At 63.8% G+C, this 15,643-nt stretch carries 13 protein-coding genes; 4 read left to right on the top strand and 9 right to left on the bottom strand.

The window, feature by feature from the left end:
• From ACSBOX_RS04280 to ACSBOX_RS04270, 3 genes are all read left to right on the top strand, one after another.
• Entirely contained in the window at window positions 1–492 is a 492-nt protein-coding gene (locus tag ACSBOX_RS04280) for a Fur family transcriptional regulator (protein ID WP_184738401.1), read from the top strand.
• Window positions 489–1,973, top strand: a complete 1,485-nt coding sequence (locus tag ACSBOX_RS04275) for a catalase (RefSeq protein ID WP_442544957.1) — start codon at window positions 489–491, stop codon at window positions 1,971–1,973. Before ACSBOX_RS04280 ends, ACSBOX_RS04275 begins: the two co-directional genes overlap by 4 nt.
• Window positions 1,974–2,306: 333 nt before the next feature.
• Complete coding sequence (locus ACSBOX_RS04270; protein ID WP_442544956.1) at window positions 2,307–2,942, top strand: DUF2461 domain-containing protein; 636 nt, start codon at window positions 2,307–2,309, stop codon at window positions 2,940–2,942.
• A 63-nt stretch (window positions 2,943–3,005) separates the two neighbouring features.
• On the opposite strand, the gene ACSBOX_RS04265 is transcribed toward ACSBOX_RS04270, so the two are convergent.
• From ACSBOX_RS04265 to ACSBOX_RS04235, 7 genes are all read right to left on the bottom strand, one after another.
• Complete coding sequence (locus tag ACSBOX_RS04265; RefSeq protein WP_442544955.1) at window positions 3,006–4,538, bottom strand: amino acid permease; 1,533 nt, start codon at window positions 4,536–4,538, stop codon at window positions 3,006–3,008.
• A gap of 112 nt (window positions 4,539–4,650) precedes the next feature.
• Window positions 4,651–5,067 (bottom strand): DUF779 domain-containing protein, encoded by a 417-nt coding sequence (locus ACSBOX_RS04260; RefSeq protein ID WP_442544954.1) that lies wholly within the window; start codon window positions 5,065–5,067, stop codon window positions 4,651–4,653.
• Window positions 5,067–6,089 carry an alcohol dehydrogenase AdhP gene (gene adhP / locus ACSBOX_RS04255; RefSeq protein ID WP_442544953.1) on the bottom strand — a complete coding sequence of 341 codons (1,023 nt, stop codon included), beginning with the start codon at window positions 6,087–6,089 and terminating at the stop codon, window positions 5,067–5,069. The genes ACSBOX_RS04260 and adhP overlap by 1 nt, the downstream gene beginning before the upstream one ends.
• Window positions 6,090–6,203: 114 nt before the next feature.
• The gene (exaC, locus tag ACSBOX_RS04250) at window positions 6,204–7,727 is read right to left on the bottom strand and encodes an acetaldehyde dehydrogenase ExaC (protein WP_442544952.1); all 1,524 of its coding nucleotides are present in this window, start codon (window positions 7,725–7,727) and stop codon (window positions 6,204–6,206) included.
• A 132-nt stretch (window positions 7,728–7,859) separates the two neighbouring features.
• Window positions 7,860–8,471 (bottom strand): hypothetical protein, encoded by a 612-nt coding sequence (locus ACSBOX_RS04245; RefSeq protein WP_442544951.1) that lies wholly within the window; start codon window positions 8,469–8,471, stop codon window positions 7,860–7,862.
• 83 nt (window positions 8,472–8,554) lie between these two features.
• Window positions 8,555–9,919, bottom strand: coding sequence for a GAF domain-containing protein (locus ACSBOX_RS04240; RefSeq protein ID WP_442544950.1), 1,365 nt, complete (start codon window positions 9,917–9,919; stop codon window positions 8,555–8,557).
• A gap of 108 nt (window positions 9,920–10,027) precedes the next feature.
• Window positions 10,028–11,461, bottom strand: a complete 1,434-nt coding sequence (locus tag ACSBOX_RS04235; protein ID WP_442544949.1) for an FAD-dependent oxidoreductase — start codon at window positions 11,459–11,461, stop codon at window positions 10,028–10,030.
• A gap of 216 nt (window positions 11,462–11,677) precedes the next feature.
• Between ACSBOX_RS04235 and rarD the strand changes: the two genes are divergently transcribed.
• Window positions 11,678–12,649 carry an EamA family transporter RarD gene (gene rarD, locus ACSBOX_RS04230; RefSeq protein WP_442545956.1) on the top strand — a complete coding sequence of 324 codons (972 nt, stop codon included), beginning with the start codon at window positions 11,678–11,680 and terminating at the stop codon, window positions 12,647–12,649.
• A gap of 122 nt (window positions 12,650–12,771) precedes the next feature.
• Here rarD and gabT read toward each other — a convergent pair whose 3' ends face one another.
• The gene (gene gabT / locus ACSBOX_RS04225; protein ID WP_078107999.1) at window positions 12,772–14,127 is read right to left on the bottom strand and encodes a 4-aminobutyrate--2-oxoglutarate transaminase; all 1,356 of its coding nucleotides are present in this window, start codon (window positions 14,125–14,127) and stop codon (window positions 12,772–12,774) included.
• A 58-nt stretch (window positions 14,128–14,185) separates the two neighbouring features.
• The gene (locus ACSBOX_RS04220; protein ID WP_078107998.1) at window positions 14,186–15,616 is read right to left on the bottom strand and encodes a gamma-aminobutyraldehyde dehydrogenase; all 1,431 of its coding nucleotides are present in this window, start codon (window positions 15,614–15,616) and stop codon (window positions 14,186–14,188) included.
• Between the last annotated feature and the right edge of the window lie 27 nt (window positions 15,617–15,643).

Here is a 15,643-nt window from a genome sequence, read left to right as displayed (position 1 = left end):
ATGGCAGATCACACGGCAGACCAGGAAGCGTGGGCTTCAGCCTTGCATTCCCACGGACGCCGCGTGACCAAGCAGCGGCTCGCCGTCCTTGCTGCCGTTCAGCACAACCCACATTCCCCCGCCGAAGGCATCCTGGCTGCCGCACGCAAGGATCTTCCCGAACTGACAGCGCAGTCTGTTTATGTGGTGCTGAGCGACCTCACGGACCTGCAGATGCTGCGACGGTTCGAACCGCCCCACTCTCCCGCTCTCTACGAGACGAGAGTGGGCGACAACCACCACCACGCCGTCTGCATCAGTTGCGGCCGGGTGGAAGATGTCGACTGCGCAGTAGGCCATGCCCCCTGCCTCACCCCGCACTGGGATGAGCACTCCAAACCCATGACCATCCAGATCGCAGACGTCCTGTACCAAGGGATCTGCCAGGACTGCCAGGCAAAACAACAGCTTCCTACTCAAACGCAAGTAACCCACGAAATAGGAGAACGATGACCGCGAACATCTCGACCACCCAGTCGGGCGCCCCCGTCACCTCGGACGCGCATTCCCAGTCCGTCGGTGCCGACGGTGCCATCATCCTGACCGACCACTACCTGGTGGAAAAGCTCGCCCAGTTCAACCGCGAGCGCGTCCCGGAGCGTGTTGTCCACGCCAAGGGCGGCGGCGCTTTCGGTACCTTCAAGACTTCCTCTGACGTATCCAAGTACACCAAGGCAGCTTTCCTGCAGCCCGGCGTCGAGACGGACATGCTCATCCGTTTCTCCTCCGTCGCGGGCGAGAACGGCTCCCCGGACACCTGGCGCGACCCCCGCGGCTTCGCCGTCAAGTTCTACACTTCCGAGGGCAACTACGACCTCGTGGGCAACAACACCCCGGTGTTCTTCATCCGCGACGGCATCAAGTTCCCGGACTTCATCCACTCCCAGAAGCGGCTCCCGGGCACCCACCTGCGCGACGCCGACATGCAGTGGGACTTCTGGACCCTCTCCCCCGAGTCCGCACACCAGGTCACCTGGCTCATGGGCGATCGCGGCCTCCCGGCTTCCTGGCGTGAAATGCAGGGCTACGGCTCGCACACCTACCAGTGGATCAACGCCGAGGGCGAGCGCTTCTGGGTCAAGTACCACTTCAAGTCCAACCAGGGCGTCAAGAGCATGTCCGGTGACCAGGCTGAAGAGCTGGCCGGCTCGGATGCGGACTTCTACATCCGCGACCTCCAGGAGAACATTGCCGCCGGCAACTTCCCGTCCTGGGAACTGCACGTCCAGGTCATGCCTTACGAGGACGCCAAGACCTACCGCTTCAACCCGTTCGACCTCACCAAGGTGTGGCCGCATTCGGACTACCCGCTGATCCACGTGGGCACCATGGAGCTCAACAAGAACCCGGAGAACTACTTCGCGCAGATCGAGCAGGCCACCTTCGCGCCGTCGAACTTCGTTCCGGGTATCGCCGCTTCCCCGGACAAGATGCTGCAGGCCCGCATCTTCTCCTACGCTGACGCACACCGCTACCGTGTGGGCACCAACCACGCCCAGATCCCCGTGAACCAGCCGAAGAACCAGGTCAACAACTACAGCCAGGACGGCGCGGGACGCTACCTGTTCAACGCTCCTTCGGTTCCGGTCTACGCACCGAACTCCGTGGGCGGCCCGGCTGCCGTTGAGCCGCAGAACGCGGCAGGCGGCTGGGAGAACGACGGCGCGCTGACGCTTTCCGCTCACTCCCTCCACGCCGAGGACGGCGACTTCGTCCAGGCCGGCGCGCTGTACCGCGAGGTTTACGACGACGGCGCCAAGGCCCGCCTGCTCGAGACCATCACGGGCGCCGTGGGTGGCGTCAAGAGCGCCGACATCAAGGAACGCGCCATCCAGTACTGGACCAACGTCGATGCTGAACTCGGCGCCAAGCTGCGCGCCAACCTCGGCGCAGGCGCAGGCGAATCGGCTGCAGAGGCAGCCAACAAGCTGTAACAACGCCAGACATGAAGCAACCCCGCCGTGGAATCTCCGCGGCGGGGTTGCTTTCTTAACGCGCGTCGAAACCGGGGGAAGGCGCATCGAAACCGGGGGAAGGCGTATCGAAACCGGGGCTTGGCGCATCGAAGCCGGGTCTTGTTTACCGTTCCTGAGGTTGAAGCTAGTGGAATGCGAAACAAGGTACGGATCCGGAGGTCCCGATCCAGACGACTCCGGATCCAGACGACTCCGCGGCGAGTTTTCCGCGGCGCAGACTCTGCCGCGAGTTTTCCACATAGCCGACAATGTCTCTGGCTAGCCCGGCCTTGTCATCCATAGGATCCTTACATGAGCACATTTACCGGGATCCCCGCAGCAGCCATCGCCTTCTATGCCGAACTTGAAGAGAACAACAACCGCGAATGGTGGCTGGCGCACAAAGACATCTACGACGCATCCATTAAGGAGCCACTATCGCTCCTCCTTGCCGAGTTGGAGGACGAATTCGGTCCGTCCAAGATCTTCCGCCCGAATCGGGACGTCCGATTCTCCCCCGACAAATCGCCCTATAAGACGGCGCAAGGTGCCTTCGCGGCTACCAAGGAAGGGACGGGCTTCTATGTCCAACTGAGCGCCGAAGGACTGCTCATCGGCGGCGGTTGCCACGCCCATTCGCCGGCCCAGATCAACCGCTTCCGCGCGGCTGTTGATGCACCCGCGAGCGGTGAAGCCCTGCAGCAGATCGTGGATGCGGTCACAGCCGCGGGATTTGCCATCGAGGGTGAAAAACTGAAGACCGTGCCTCGCGGATTCGACAAGGACCATCCCCGCGCAGAACTGCTCAAGCACAAGTCCTTGTCCGCCGGTGTCGAGCTCGGCGAACCCGACTGGTTGTCCACCCCCGAAGCCAGGAAGGAAATCGCTGGGCGCTGGGAGCAATTGCGTCCATTGGTCGACTGGATGAGTGAACACGCCGCCCCCTGACCGCTCCCAGGCAACGAAAAACCCCTCAGGCCGGAGCCCAAGGGGTTTCATCGGATCGAGTGGCTAGACCTTCGTGAGATGCTCGCTGTCGACGTCGGGGCCCGCAACCGAGGCCTTCGCGGACGCGAACTTCTCGTTCAGGCGGGAGTGGCGCTGACCGTAGGCAAAGTAGATGGCTAGTCCGATTGCCAGCCAGATGGCGAAGAAGATCCAGGTCTCCACGGCCAGGTTTGTCATCAGGTAGACACACAGGACGGCCGACACCACCGGAAGCACCTTGCCGAAGGGAACCCGGAAAGCCGGCCTCAGATCCGGGCGCTTCTTGCGCAGGACCAGGATGCCCAGGCTGACCATGACGAAGGCCGAGAGGGTACCGATGTTGATCATCTCTTCGAGGAGATCCACGTTGGTCAGACCGGCAACAATGGCCACGGCAGCGCCACAGATGATCTGGAGGCGGACCGGCGTCGAGCGCTTCTCGCTCGTCTTGGACAGGGCGCGCGGGAGCAGACCATCGCGGCTCATCGCAAGGACCACGCGGGCCAGGCCCATGAGCAGCACCATGATGACCGTGGTCAAACCGATGAGGGAGCCAAAGGCGATGACCTTGGCCGCGTCGGTGTTTCCCACCGCCTCGAACGCCGTGGTCAGGGTGGGGTTCTTCGCTTCGGCCAGCTGTGTGTAGGACACCATGCCGGTCAAGGCCAGGGAGACCAGGATGTACAACAGTGTCACGAGCGCCAGCCCGCCGAAGATACCCCGGGGCAACGTCTTCTGCGGGTTCTTGACCTCTTCCGCGGAAGTCGCAACCACGTCGAAGCCGATAAAGGCAAAGAACACCAAGGCCGCGCCGGCGAAGATGCCCAGCGTTCCGTACTGTGCCGGAACCGCGCCGGTGAGGAAGCCGAACAAGGACTGCTTCATGACGTCCGCGCCGTCAGTGCCGCCTGTAGGCTGCGATGCCGGGACAAACGGCGCGTAGTTGGAGAACTTCACGTAGGTGAAGCCCACAACAATGACGAACAGCACCACGGCGATCTTGATCAGCGTGAAGACATTGCCTACGCGGGCGGAGAGCTTGGTACCGAGCACGAGGAGCACCGTGAAGATCGCAACAATCAGGAAGGCGCCCCAATAGAGATCCACACCCCCGATGTTCAAGGCCGGGGGCATGTCCACACCCATGAGGGCAAACACGTTGCTCAAGTAGATGCCCCAGTATTTGGCGATGACTGCGGCAGCGGTAAACAGTTCAAGAATGAGGTTCCAGCCAATGATCCACGCGAGGATTTCGCCCATCGTGGCGTAAGTGAAGACGTAGGCGGACCCAGCCACCGGGATGGCGGTAGCGAACTCGGCGTAGCACATGATGGCCAAAGCACACGTGACGGCTGCGACTGCGAAGGAGATCGTTACGGCCGGGCCGGCAAAGTTCGCAGCGGCCTTGGCGCCGACAGAGAAGATCCCGGCGCCGACGGCCACGGCAACGCCCATGATCATCAGATCCCAAGTACTGAGGGAACGCTTGAGCTTGCGTCCGGGCTCATCGGCGTCCGCAATGGACTGCTCGATCGATTTGGTCCTGAAGAGGTTCATAGGAGAGTCCACAATCTTGCTGAGGGGGTAGAAACAGACTCATCAAGAGTAGTGTCCGGCCAATGGACCCCCACATTTGTCCCGAATCGTGAGACACGGGCGCGGCCCATCTTCAGAGCTTGGGGACGTTCCAATCCATCAAGGTGGAACGGATAAGGAAGCGCTTCCCCTCAGGCGATTCCACGGAGAAGCCACTCCCACGGCCGTCCACGACGTCCACGGTCAGATGGGTGTGGGACCAGTAATTGAACTGCTCCCTGGACATCCAGAACTCCAAAGGCTGCGCCCGTTCGGCGTCGCCAATGTCGAAAAGTCCGAGCAGAACGTCCGAATCACCGGTAATGAATTCGCCGGCCGGGTAGCACATGGGTGAGGAACCGTCGCAGCAACCACCTGACTGATGGAACATGAGCGGACCATGCTGCTTCCATAGCTTCCGGAGGAGTTCGATGGAAACGGCGGTGAGCGCCACCCGGGAAAAGTCTTCCCCGGGCAGCGTCACTGCGGCGTCAAGCCTGTTGTGGTGCATTAGAACCTCAACACCACGCGGCCGTCGATCTTGGCATGCTTCATTTCGTCAAAGACCGCGTTCACCTCGGAGAGCTCACGCGTGGAAACGGTCGGGTGGATCTTGCCTTGCGCGTAGAAGTCCAGCGCTTCCTCCAGGTCCTGGCGCGTTCCCACGATCGAGCCCCGGACGGTCAGGCCCTTGAGCACAATCTCGAAGATCGGCGCAGGAAAGTCGCCCGGCGGGAGTCCGTTGAAGACAATGGTCCCGCCACGCCTAGCCATGCCGATCGCCTGCCCGAAAGCCGAAGGATGCACGGCCGTGACCAGGACCCCGTGGCAGCCTCCGGTTTCCCGCTGGATGACTTCCGACGGATCTTCGTGCAGCGCGTTGACCGTGAGCTCGGCGCCATGTTTCCTGGCGAGGGCGAGCTTGTCGTCGGCGATGTCCACCGCGGCGACCCGCAAGCCCATCGCCACCGCGTACTGGACCGCGATGTGACCCAGGCCGCCGATGCCGGAAATGGTGACCCATTGGCCCGGCTTGGCCTCAGTCATCTTCAAGCCCTTGTAGACCGTGACTCCGGCGCACAGGACCGGAGCGACCTCCACGGGATCCGAACCTGCCGGAATCCTCGCTGCGAACCGGCTGTCCACCAGCATGTACTCCCCGAAAGAGCCGTCCACGCTGTAGCCCGCGTTCTTCTGGGCTTCGCACAAGGTTTCCCAACCCGTTCGGCAGAATTGGCAGTGGCCACACGCGGACCAGAGCCAGGCGTTGCCCACGAGGTCTCCGACGGCGAGGTCGGTGACGTCTTCACCGAGGGCCACCACTTCGCCCACACCTTCGTGGCCGGGCACAAAGGGCGGTGAAGGCTTGACCGGCCAGTCCCCCTCCGCGGCGTGCAGGTCTGTGTGGCAGACACCGCTGGTGATGACCTTGACCAGCGCTTCCCCCAGGCCGGGAGTGGGAAGGGGAAGGGACTGGATTTGTAGGTCTTTTCCGAACTCGGTTACTACGGCTGCTTGCATTGTCGTCGTCATTGGCGAAATCCTTGCGTCGTTAAAACATTGGTATGGGTGCTGCTTTCCTGAGGGGTGGCCAGGGAGGGCCGGCGGAGGGACCTGGATTGGTCCCTCCGCCGGGTCAAGCGCGGCTTAGAAGAAGCCGAGCTTGTTTTCGTTGTAGCTGACCAGCAGGTTTTTGGTCTGCTGGTAGTGGTCCAGCATCATGGCGTGGTTCTCGCGTCCGATGCCGGAGGACTTGTAACCGCCGAACGCGGCGCCTGCCGGGTAGGCGTGGTAGTTGTTGACCCAGACGCGGCCGGCCTGGATTTCCCGGCCTGCCCGGTAAGCGACGTTGCCGTTGCGGGACCAGACGCCGGCGCCGAGCCCGTAGAGGGTGTCGTTGGCGATGCCGATGGCGTCGTTGTAGTCGCTGAACTTCGTCACGGACACCACGGGGCCGAAGATCTCCTCTTGGAAGATCCGCATCCGGTTGTGGCCTTCGAAGATGGTCGGCTGGACGTAGTAGCCGCCGGCGAGGTCGCCGTCGAGCTGTGCACGGGCGCCCCCGCTGAGGATCTTGGCGCCTTCCTGCTTTCCGATGTCGATGTAGGAGAGGATCTTCTCGAGCTGGTCGTTGGAGGCTTGGGCACCGAGCTGGGTGTCCGTGTCCAGCGGGTTGCCCTGGATGATCTTGTTGGTGCGGGCCACGGCGTCTGCCATGAAGGAGTCGTAGATGCCTTCCTGGACGAGTGCACGGGAGGGGCAGGTGCACACTTCGCCCTGGTTGAAGGCGAAGAGCGTGAAACCTTCCTGGGCCTTGTCGTAGAACGCGTCATTCTGCGCGGCGACGTCGTCGAAGAAGATGTTCGGGCTCTTTCCGCCCAGCTCCAGGGTCACCGGGATCAGGTTCTGGGACGCGTATTGGCTGATCAACCGGCCCGTGGTGGTCTCGCCGGTGAAGGCGATCTTGCGGATCCGCGGGCTGGACGCCAAAGGCTTGCCGGCCTCGACGCCGAAACCGTTGACCACGTTCACGACGCCGGCAGGCAGCAGATCGCTGATCAGTTCCATGAGGACCAGGATGGAGGACGGTGTCTGCTCTGCGGGCTTGAGGACGACGGCGTTGCCCGCGGCGAGTGCCGGAGCGAGCTTCCACACGGCCATCAGGATCGGGAAGTTCCAAGGAATGATCTGGCCCACCACGCCCAGCGGCTCGTGGAAGTGGTACGCCGTGGTGTCCTCGTCCAGCTGGGACAAGTGGCCTTCCTGGGCACGGATCGCGGAGGCGAAGTAGCGGAAATGGTCGGCCGCGAGGGGAATGTCCGCGTTCAGGGTTTCCCGGATCGGCTTGCCGTTGTCCCACGTCTCGGCCACAGCAAGCAGCTCGACGTTCTCATCGATCCGGTCGGCGATTTTGTTCAGGATCGCGGCGCGTTCCGTGGCCGACGTCTTGCCCCAGGACGGAGCCACCTTGTGCGCGGCATCCAGTGCCAGCTCAATGTCCTCGGCCGTGCCCCGGGCCACCTCGCAGAAGGCCTTCCCGGTAACCGGGGTGATGTTCTCGAAGTACTGCCCCTTGACCGGGGCAACCCACTCCCCGCCGATCCAGTTCTCGTAACGGTCCTTGAACGTGACCTTCGAACCCTCGGCACCCGGCTGTGCATAAACAGTCATCTGTAGCTCCTTTGCTGCGCATGATGGTGGCGTTACTGTGCCATCAGCGTAGGAGCGGGAAGGTTGCAATCACGTTGCAACCCTGTGGTTCAGATCACTTCGGGGACGTACTCCCCTGCCGTGCCGAGGAAGCTAGAGTCCTGCGGGGAAATCGTAGGAGCTCGGAACCGGCGAAGGTGCGGCTCCAAAGGAGAGCACCACCTCGTCGTGGGCCTTGAGAACCACGTCCGACACCGGCGCATTCTGCTTTGCGCCGTTCACGTACGCGGTCCAACCGCCGGTCCCGCTGTGCGGTGCTCCGGTGGCATCCTTACCGTCCAGGACTCCCCATTCGCTGAGGACCTGACCGAGCGTGTACTTCAGGCCGGGCGTGGGCGCTTCGATGTGGATGACGCCGGACGTGTCGTGGGTGTGCAGCGCCGAGATTCCGTTGGGCTGCCCGTCGGCACCGAAACTGAAACCGATCTCAGCCGGGACCGTGACGGCTTTGCCATCAACCAGGACGTCCAGATGGGCGTGATAATGCTCGGCTGTGCCTTCGGCGGTCAGGATATCCAGGCCTGCGGCCTTGATTCTCTGGGCGCCGGCGGCTGGAACGAGTTCCCAACCGGCAGGGGCAGCTGTGGTGGCCGCAGTCGAAGGCGCTGCCGATGCAGGCGCGGTCTGGGCAGGCGCCCCGCAGGCTGTGGCTCCGGCAAGGAGTCCGGACATGGTCAGGGCAACGGCGAGGCGTTTGTTCAACACGGAGGAGGCTTCTTTCGTTTGGCTCGCTTCTACGATACGGGCCAAAACCGGGTATTTCCCCACAGCCACACGAGGGGCCGGCGTCAGGCCGACAGTTCGCTCTCCAGGCGTTCAAGTTCGGCGACGACGGCGGCCCGCTTTGGCGAGCGCGGCGGCAGGAGCCTCAGGGCGGCACGGCGGACGTCGACGTCGTCCTTCGCCTCAGGCATCCCGGCATACTTGAGCAGCGCCTCGGCACTGCCGTCGTTCAGGACTGCCTCGCGCAAGAGCGCCGAGACCTTCTCGCGGAGCTCGACAATGCCGGGCGCTTCCGAATGCGGTAGGACTGCGCCTTTGTAGATCTCCAGCGCGATGCGGTGGGCGCCCCGCTGCAGGCAGGACAGAACCTGGGCGGCATCCTGGCCGAGGTCGATCGGGAGCCGGTACGGGCGCGATTCCGGGACCGCGGCGGGGTCGAGCTCGTGGAGAACCTTCCGCAAGCGCACCATTTCGGCCCGCAATGTCACGCTCGAGCCGTCCCCCGGATACAGGTCCAGAGCGAGTTCCTCGGCACTGAGTCCCTCGGGACGGGTACCCAGCAATGCGAGGATCTCGCTGTGCCTCGCGGACAGCGGAATACTGCGTCCTCCCATGCTCAGCAAGGCCTGGTCCCGGCCGAGGAGCTGGAGGCTGTTCCGGTACAGTCCGGTCCCCTGGCGCGAGCCGACCGCGGAAGGCGAGTTCCGGCGTCGGGCAGGCGCAGCGTGTTTGGTGGCCGCGAGCTGGAGCCGCTCCACGCGCAATTGCGCCTGCGCGGCCGCCACGGTTGCCTCGACGAGCGAAAGCGTATGGGGTGCGACGGCGGCTTCCGTGCCGGTGATGTCGACGACCCCGAGCAGGGCTCCGGAGTCAGGGTCGTGGAAGGGCACCGCGGTGCAGCTCCACGGGTGGACGGAGCGTTTGTAATGCTCGGCGCCGGAAATCTGGATGCCGCGGCCCAAGGCGAGCGCCGTGCCCGGCGCACTCGTGCCGACCGCGGCTTCGGACCAGTCCGCGCCGGCCACGAACATCATGCCTTCGGCTCGGCGCCGCATCGCGGGATTCCCGTCCACCCACAGCAAGCGGCCGAGCTCGTCCCCCACGGCGACCAGCAGCCCGCTCTCATAGCTGGGCTGGATGAGGAGCTTCTGGATGACGGGCATGATGGTGGCCAGCGGGTGCTGCTGGCGGTATTCCTCCAGCTCGTCAAGATCGATGACCAGCGGCGCCTCGGGCTGGTCCGGGTTCGCCTTGAGCTGCGCGGATCGCTGCCAGGATTCCTTGATCAGCTTGCGCAGCCCGGGAAGCTCGGCGGCGTCCCCGAGACCATAACGCCACGATTCCAATTGCTCGTGCCCTGCCCGGGCGTGATGCTGCAGCAGCTCGGCGGGGTCGGTGACCGAAGCTGCCGGATGGATCGGATTCTTCATCGAACTCCCAAAACCGGACGCAGCACAGTACGGGCCAGTCTAGTTGCGTCGCAAGGCTTTGCCTATGTTGTGCGATCGAATTCGTGGGTGCGGGCCGGCGGCAAGCCGCTAGTCTCGCGAAACCTCGATCATGTCCTCGCGAGGAACCACCTTGATGCGTTCGCGTACGACGCCGACATCCGGGTTTTCGGCGGTCCATGCGGCGCCGAGGGCCAATTCATGCGCATCGAGCTTGTTCCAGCCTTCCCAGGTGGTGTACTCGATGCCCCGCTCTTCCAGGAGATTGATGATGGCCTGGGGATCCGGGTTTTCGGCCGGGGGCAGCGTGAGGCGGTCCTCCAGGAGGCAACCGATGGTCTCCAGGGCGTCGCCCTTGGTGTGCCCGATCAGGCCGACCGGTCCACGCTTGATCCAGCCGGTGGCGTAGATCCCTGGCACCGGCTTGCCGTCGGCGTCCAGCACCCGACCGCCGTCGTTCGGAATGACACCGCGGCGGGCGTCGTACTCAAGTTCATCCAGCGGGGAACCGTGGTAGCCGATGGCGCGGTAGACGGCCTGGATCGGATAGTCCACGAACTCGCCGGTGCCTTTGGCATTGCCTGTGCCGTCGAGTTGCATGCGCTCGAACTTGATGCCGGAGACTTTCCCGGAGCCGTCTTCGGAAACGATCTCCACCGGGCTGTGCAGGAAATGCAGGTGCAATCTGCGGGATGAGGGCTGCTCAGCTTCGGCATGTTCCTCGACGAGCCAGTTGGTCAGCGTGTTGACCATGGTCTTGATCTGGTTGTTGCTGCGGATAGCCTCGTCCGAAGCTTCGTCAAACTCGAAATCTTCCGGGTACAGCACAATGTCCACGTCGTTGGAGTGCGAGAGCTCGCGCAGTTCCAGCGGAGTGAACTTGATCTGGGCTGGACCGCGCCGGCCGAAGACGTGCACATCCGTGACCGGGGAGGCCTTGAGGGCAGCATAGACGTTGTCCGGGATTTCGGTCACCAGGAGGTCGTCGGCGTGCTTTGAGAGCATGCGGGCCACGTCCAGCGCCACGTTGCCGTTCCCGATGACTGCTACTTCCTTGGCATCCAGCGGCCATTCGCGGGGCACGTCGGGGTGGCCGTCGTACCAGGAGACGAAATCGGCTCCGCCGAAGGAGCCTTCCAGCTCGATGCCCGGGATGTTCAGCTCCGCGTCCTTGATGGCGCCCGTGGAGAAGATCACGGCGTCGTAGAAGGAGCGGAAGTCATGCAGCGTGAGGTCGCGGCCGTACGTCACGTTGCCAAGGAAGCGGATGTCTCCGCGGTCGAGGACCTTGTGCAGCGCGTTGACGATGCCTTTGATGCGGGGATGGTCCGGGGCGACGCCGTAGCGGATCAGGCCGTATGGCGCGGGGTATGCCTCGAAAAGGTCGATACTGACCTCGACGTCGCCATCCTTGACCTCATTCGATTTGGTCAGGATATCCGCGGCGTACACGCCGGCCGGTCCTGCGCCGACAATGGCGACGCGCAATGGACGTTTTGAGGTGGTTTCGGCCGAGTTGGACACCGTGAACCCTTCTGAGACAGGAATCCGCCCCGCGTAGTGGGGCGCGCAGTTTCCAATTCTAGTTCTCAGTTGTGACCCTAGCGGCAGTACGTGGCGGGAGGTGACACAACCGGGCGAGGAAAATCACAAAAACTTTCCGGCCGTACGGTCAGGAATACCCTCGCAAAATGTGATGTTGTTGATTTTGTGTCTACGCCCGAACAAACCGTGCCTGCCCTGTCCGCCACCAGTGCTTCCGCAGCTTCAGCCGCTGCTGCTGCCACGGCAAAGAAGGAGACGACGGCGGGCGTCGTGTTCGGTATCGGGGCGTACGGCCTGTGGGGCCTGCTTCCGCTCTACTTCGTGGTGCTGCAACCCGCCGGCGCCGTTGAAATCGTCGCAAACCGGGTGGTGTGGTCGCTCACTTTCTGCGCCCTGCTCATCACCATCACCCGGACGTGGCGCCTCCTCGGCAATGCCTTCAGGGACCGGTCCGTCCTCGGACCGCTGGCGATGGCTGCCGGTTTGATCGCCATCAACTGGCTGACGTACACCTTCGGAGTCACCACCGGGCACGCGGTCGAAGCCTCGCTCGGCTACTTCATCAACCCGCTCGTGTCGGTGCTCCTTGGGGTGTTCGTCCTGAAGGAAACGCTCCGCCCGCTCCAGTGGGCCGCCGTCGTGATCGGATTCATCGCCGTCGGCGTCCTGACGGTTTCCTATGGAAAGCTGCCGTGGATCGCTTTGGTCCTGGCGTTCAGCTTTGGGCTCTACGGTTTCGTGAAGAAGCGCGTCGGGCCGAAGGTCAATGCCATCACGAGCCTCACGGTGGAGACCGTGGTCCTCGCTCCGATTGCCGGCGCCACGATGATTGTCCTCGGCCTCACCGGCGCCGGAACTTTGGGAAGCAATGGTCCGGGCCACTTCTGGCTGCTGGCAGCTTCGGGCATCATCACCGCTGTGCCGCTCCTGTTTTTCGGTGCCTCCGCACGCCGCCTGCCCATGACCACCATCGGCCTGCTGCAATACTTCGCGCCGATCCTCCAGTTCATCGTGGCTTTGGCGGTCCTCCACGAGGCCATGACGCCGGACCGCTGGGTGGGCTTCGGGATCGTTTGGCTGGCGCTACTGCTCCTAACCCTCGACATGCTGCGCACGGCGCGCAAGAACTCGGTCATCAGGAAGAACGCACGGCTCAGCGCGGCCTAAATCAGCACCCCAACGCCGCCACTCACGGGGGACATGCCCCCCGTTAAACGCCAAGGATGGACATAGTCACACTATGTCCATCCTTGGTGCGTAGAGGCGGGCATGTCCGCCTGAGGGTGAGGCTAAGCGTTGGCCTTGATGGCTGCAGCCAGGACCTCGAGGCCGTCCAGGAGCAGTTCGTCGCTGATGACGAGCGGCGGCAGCAGACGGATCACGTTGCCGTAGGTACCGCAGGTCAGGATGATGACGCCTTCCTGGAGGCACGCTGCGGCAACAGCCTTGGTCAATTCCGCGTTCGGTTCCTTGGAGCCGGCCTGGACCAGTTCGATGGCCAGCATGGCACCGCGGCCACGGACGTCGCCGATGGCGGGAACTTCCGAGGCGAGCTCACGCAAGCGGCCGAGTGCTACTTCCTCGATGTGGCGGGCTCGGGCGTTGAGGTCGTGCTGCTCCATGGTGCCGATGGCAGCAAGCGCGGCAGCACAAGCAACCGGGTTGCCACCGTAGGTTCCGCCGAGGCCGCCCGGGTGGACGGCGTCGAGCAGGTCTGCGCGGCCGGTGATCGCGGACAGCGGGAGGCCGCCGGCAATGCCCTTGGCCATGGTGATGATATCCGGGACAACACCCTCGTGGTTGACGGCGAACCATTCACCCGTGCGGCAGAAACCGGACTGGACCTCGTCGGCAATGAAGACGATGCCCTTTTCCTTGGCCCAGGCGGACAGTGCCGGCAGGAAGCCCTCAGCCGGGACGATGAAGCCGCCCTCGCCCTGGATCGGCTCGATGATGATCGCGGCAACCTGGTCGCCGCCGATCTGCTTCTCGATCATGGTGATGGCGCGCTTGGCGGCCTCGGCACCGGTGATCTCCGGGTTTTCCTCGCGGAACGGGTAGCTCATCGGCATGCGGTAGACCTCGGGCGCGAACGGTCCGAAGTTGGTCTTGTACGGCATGGCCTTGGCGGTGAGTGCCATGGTCAGGTTGGTGCGGCCGTGGTAAGCGTGGTCGAAGGCGACGACGGCGTCACGGCCGGTTGCCAGGCGTGCCACCTTGACGGCGTTCTCCACTGCTTCGGCGCCCGAGTTGAAGAGCACGGTGCGCTTTTCGTGGTCGCCCGGCGTGAGGCGGTTCAGCTGCTCGGCGACGGCGACGTAGCCCTCGTACGGGGTGACCATGAAGCAGGTGTGGGTGAAGTGCGCTGCAGCGTCCTGGACGGCGGCGACGACGGCGGGGTCCGAGGCGCCAACGCTCGTGACAGCGATGCCGGAGCCGAGGTCGATGAAGGAGTTGCCGTCGACGTCGCGGATGATGCCGCCGTCGGCGTCCTCAACGTAGACCGGCACGCCCGAGGACACGCCGGCAGCGACGACGGCGGCGCGGCGCTCGTTCAGGGCCTGCGACTTAGGGCCGGGGAAGGCGCCGTTGATGCTGCGCTTCTGATCCAGGCGGTAGGTGATTTCATGTGCTGTTGCGGTCATGATGGTTCTTTCTTTCTTATGCTTGCCGTGTGTGGGCGTCGGGCGCTAGGCGCCTGAGTCAGGCATCAAGGGCGGACATGACGTGCTTGATGCGCGTGTAGTCCTCGACGCCGTACATGGACAGGTCCTTGCCGTAGCCGGACTGCTTGAAGCCGCCGTGCGGCATCTCAGCGGTCAGCAGGATGTGGGTGTTGATCCAGACCGCACCGAAGTCCAGGTCGCGGCTCATCCGCATCGCGGTGCCATGGTCCGTCGTCCAGACGCTGGAAGCCAGGGCGTATTCGACGTCGTTCGCGAGCTCGAGCGCCTCGGCCTCGGTGGTGAACTTCTGGACGGTGATGACGGGGCCGAAAGTTTCCTTCTGGACGACGTCGTCAGTCTGCTTGGCGCCGGTGATGATGGTGGGCTCGAAGAAGAAGCCCTTCTCACCCGCACGGTGGCCGCCGGTTTCGATCTTGCAGTTGGCCGGGAGGTGCTCCACCACCGAGTTCACGGCGTTGAAGTGGTTCACGTTGTTGAGCGGGCCGAAGTAGTTCTCGTCGTCGTTCTGCGAACCGGTGTGCAGCGTCTTGGTGTGCTCCACCATGGCGGCAACCATGTCGTCGTGGATGGAGTCCTCGATCAGCACACGGGTGATGGCCGTGCAGTCCTGTCCGGCGTTGAAGAAGGCGAATTCGGCGATGGCCGCTGCGCTCTTCTTGATGTCGGCGTCCTTGAAGACGATGGCCGGGGCCTTGCCGCCGAGCTCCAGGTGGGCACGCTTGAGGCCCTTGGCCGCTCCGCTGGCAACGGCAATGCCGGCACGGACGGAACCGGTGATCGAGACGAGGCCCGGGACCTTGTGCTCGACCATCATGGAGCCGGTGGCCCCGTTGCCCAGGACCACGTTGAGGACGCCGGCCGGGAAGATCTCCCCCGCCAGGCGGGCCAGGACCAAGGTGGATTCCGGAGTGGTGTCAGAAGGCTTGAGGACAACGGTGTTGCCCGCTGCGAGGGCGGGGCCGATCTTCCAGATGCCCATGAGGAACGGGTAGTTCCACGGTGCAACCTGGGCCACGACGCCGATCGGCTCGCGGCGGACGTACGAGGTGTGGCCCTCGAAGTATTCGCCTGCGGACTTGCCTTCCATGATGCGCGCGGCGCCCGCGAAGAAGCGGAGCTGGTCTGCACCGGCGGCAACTTCCTCGGATGCGATGAGGGCGCGGACCTGGCCGGTGTTGCGGTGCTGTGCCTCGACGAGCTCGTCGCTGTTGGCCTCGATGGCATCGGCGAGCTTGAGCAGCATAAGCTGGCGCTGGCCCGGCGTGACATGCTTCCAGGACTTGAAAGCTTCCTTCGCCGCGTTCATGGCGGCATCGACGTCGGCCGCCGTGGAGATAGGCGCATGGGCCACAATCTCCCCGTTGGTGGGGTTCACGATGTCGAGCAGTTCGGTGCCTGCCGGCGTGACGAACTCGCCGTTGATGAAGTTCTGCAAGGTTTGGACCACGGTGTACAACCTCTTTCGGTGTCTAGG

Origin of the sequence: Arthrobacter sp. KN11-1C (genome assembly GCF_052180225.1) — a bacterium.
Lineage (GTDB): Bacteria > Actinomycetota > Actinomycetes > Actinomycetales > Micrococcaceae > Arthrobacter.
This window is presented reverse-complemented; position numbering and strand designations above follow the sequence as displayed.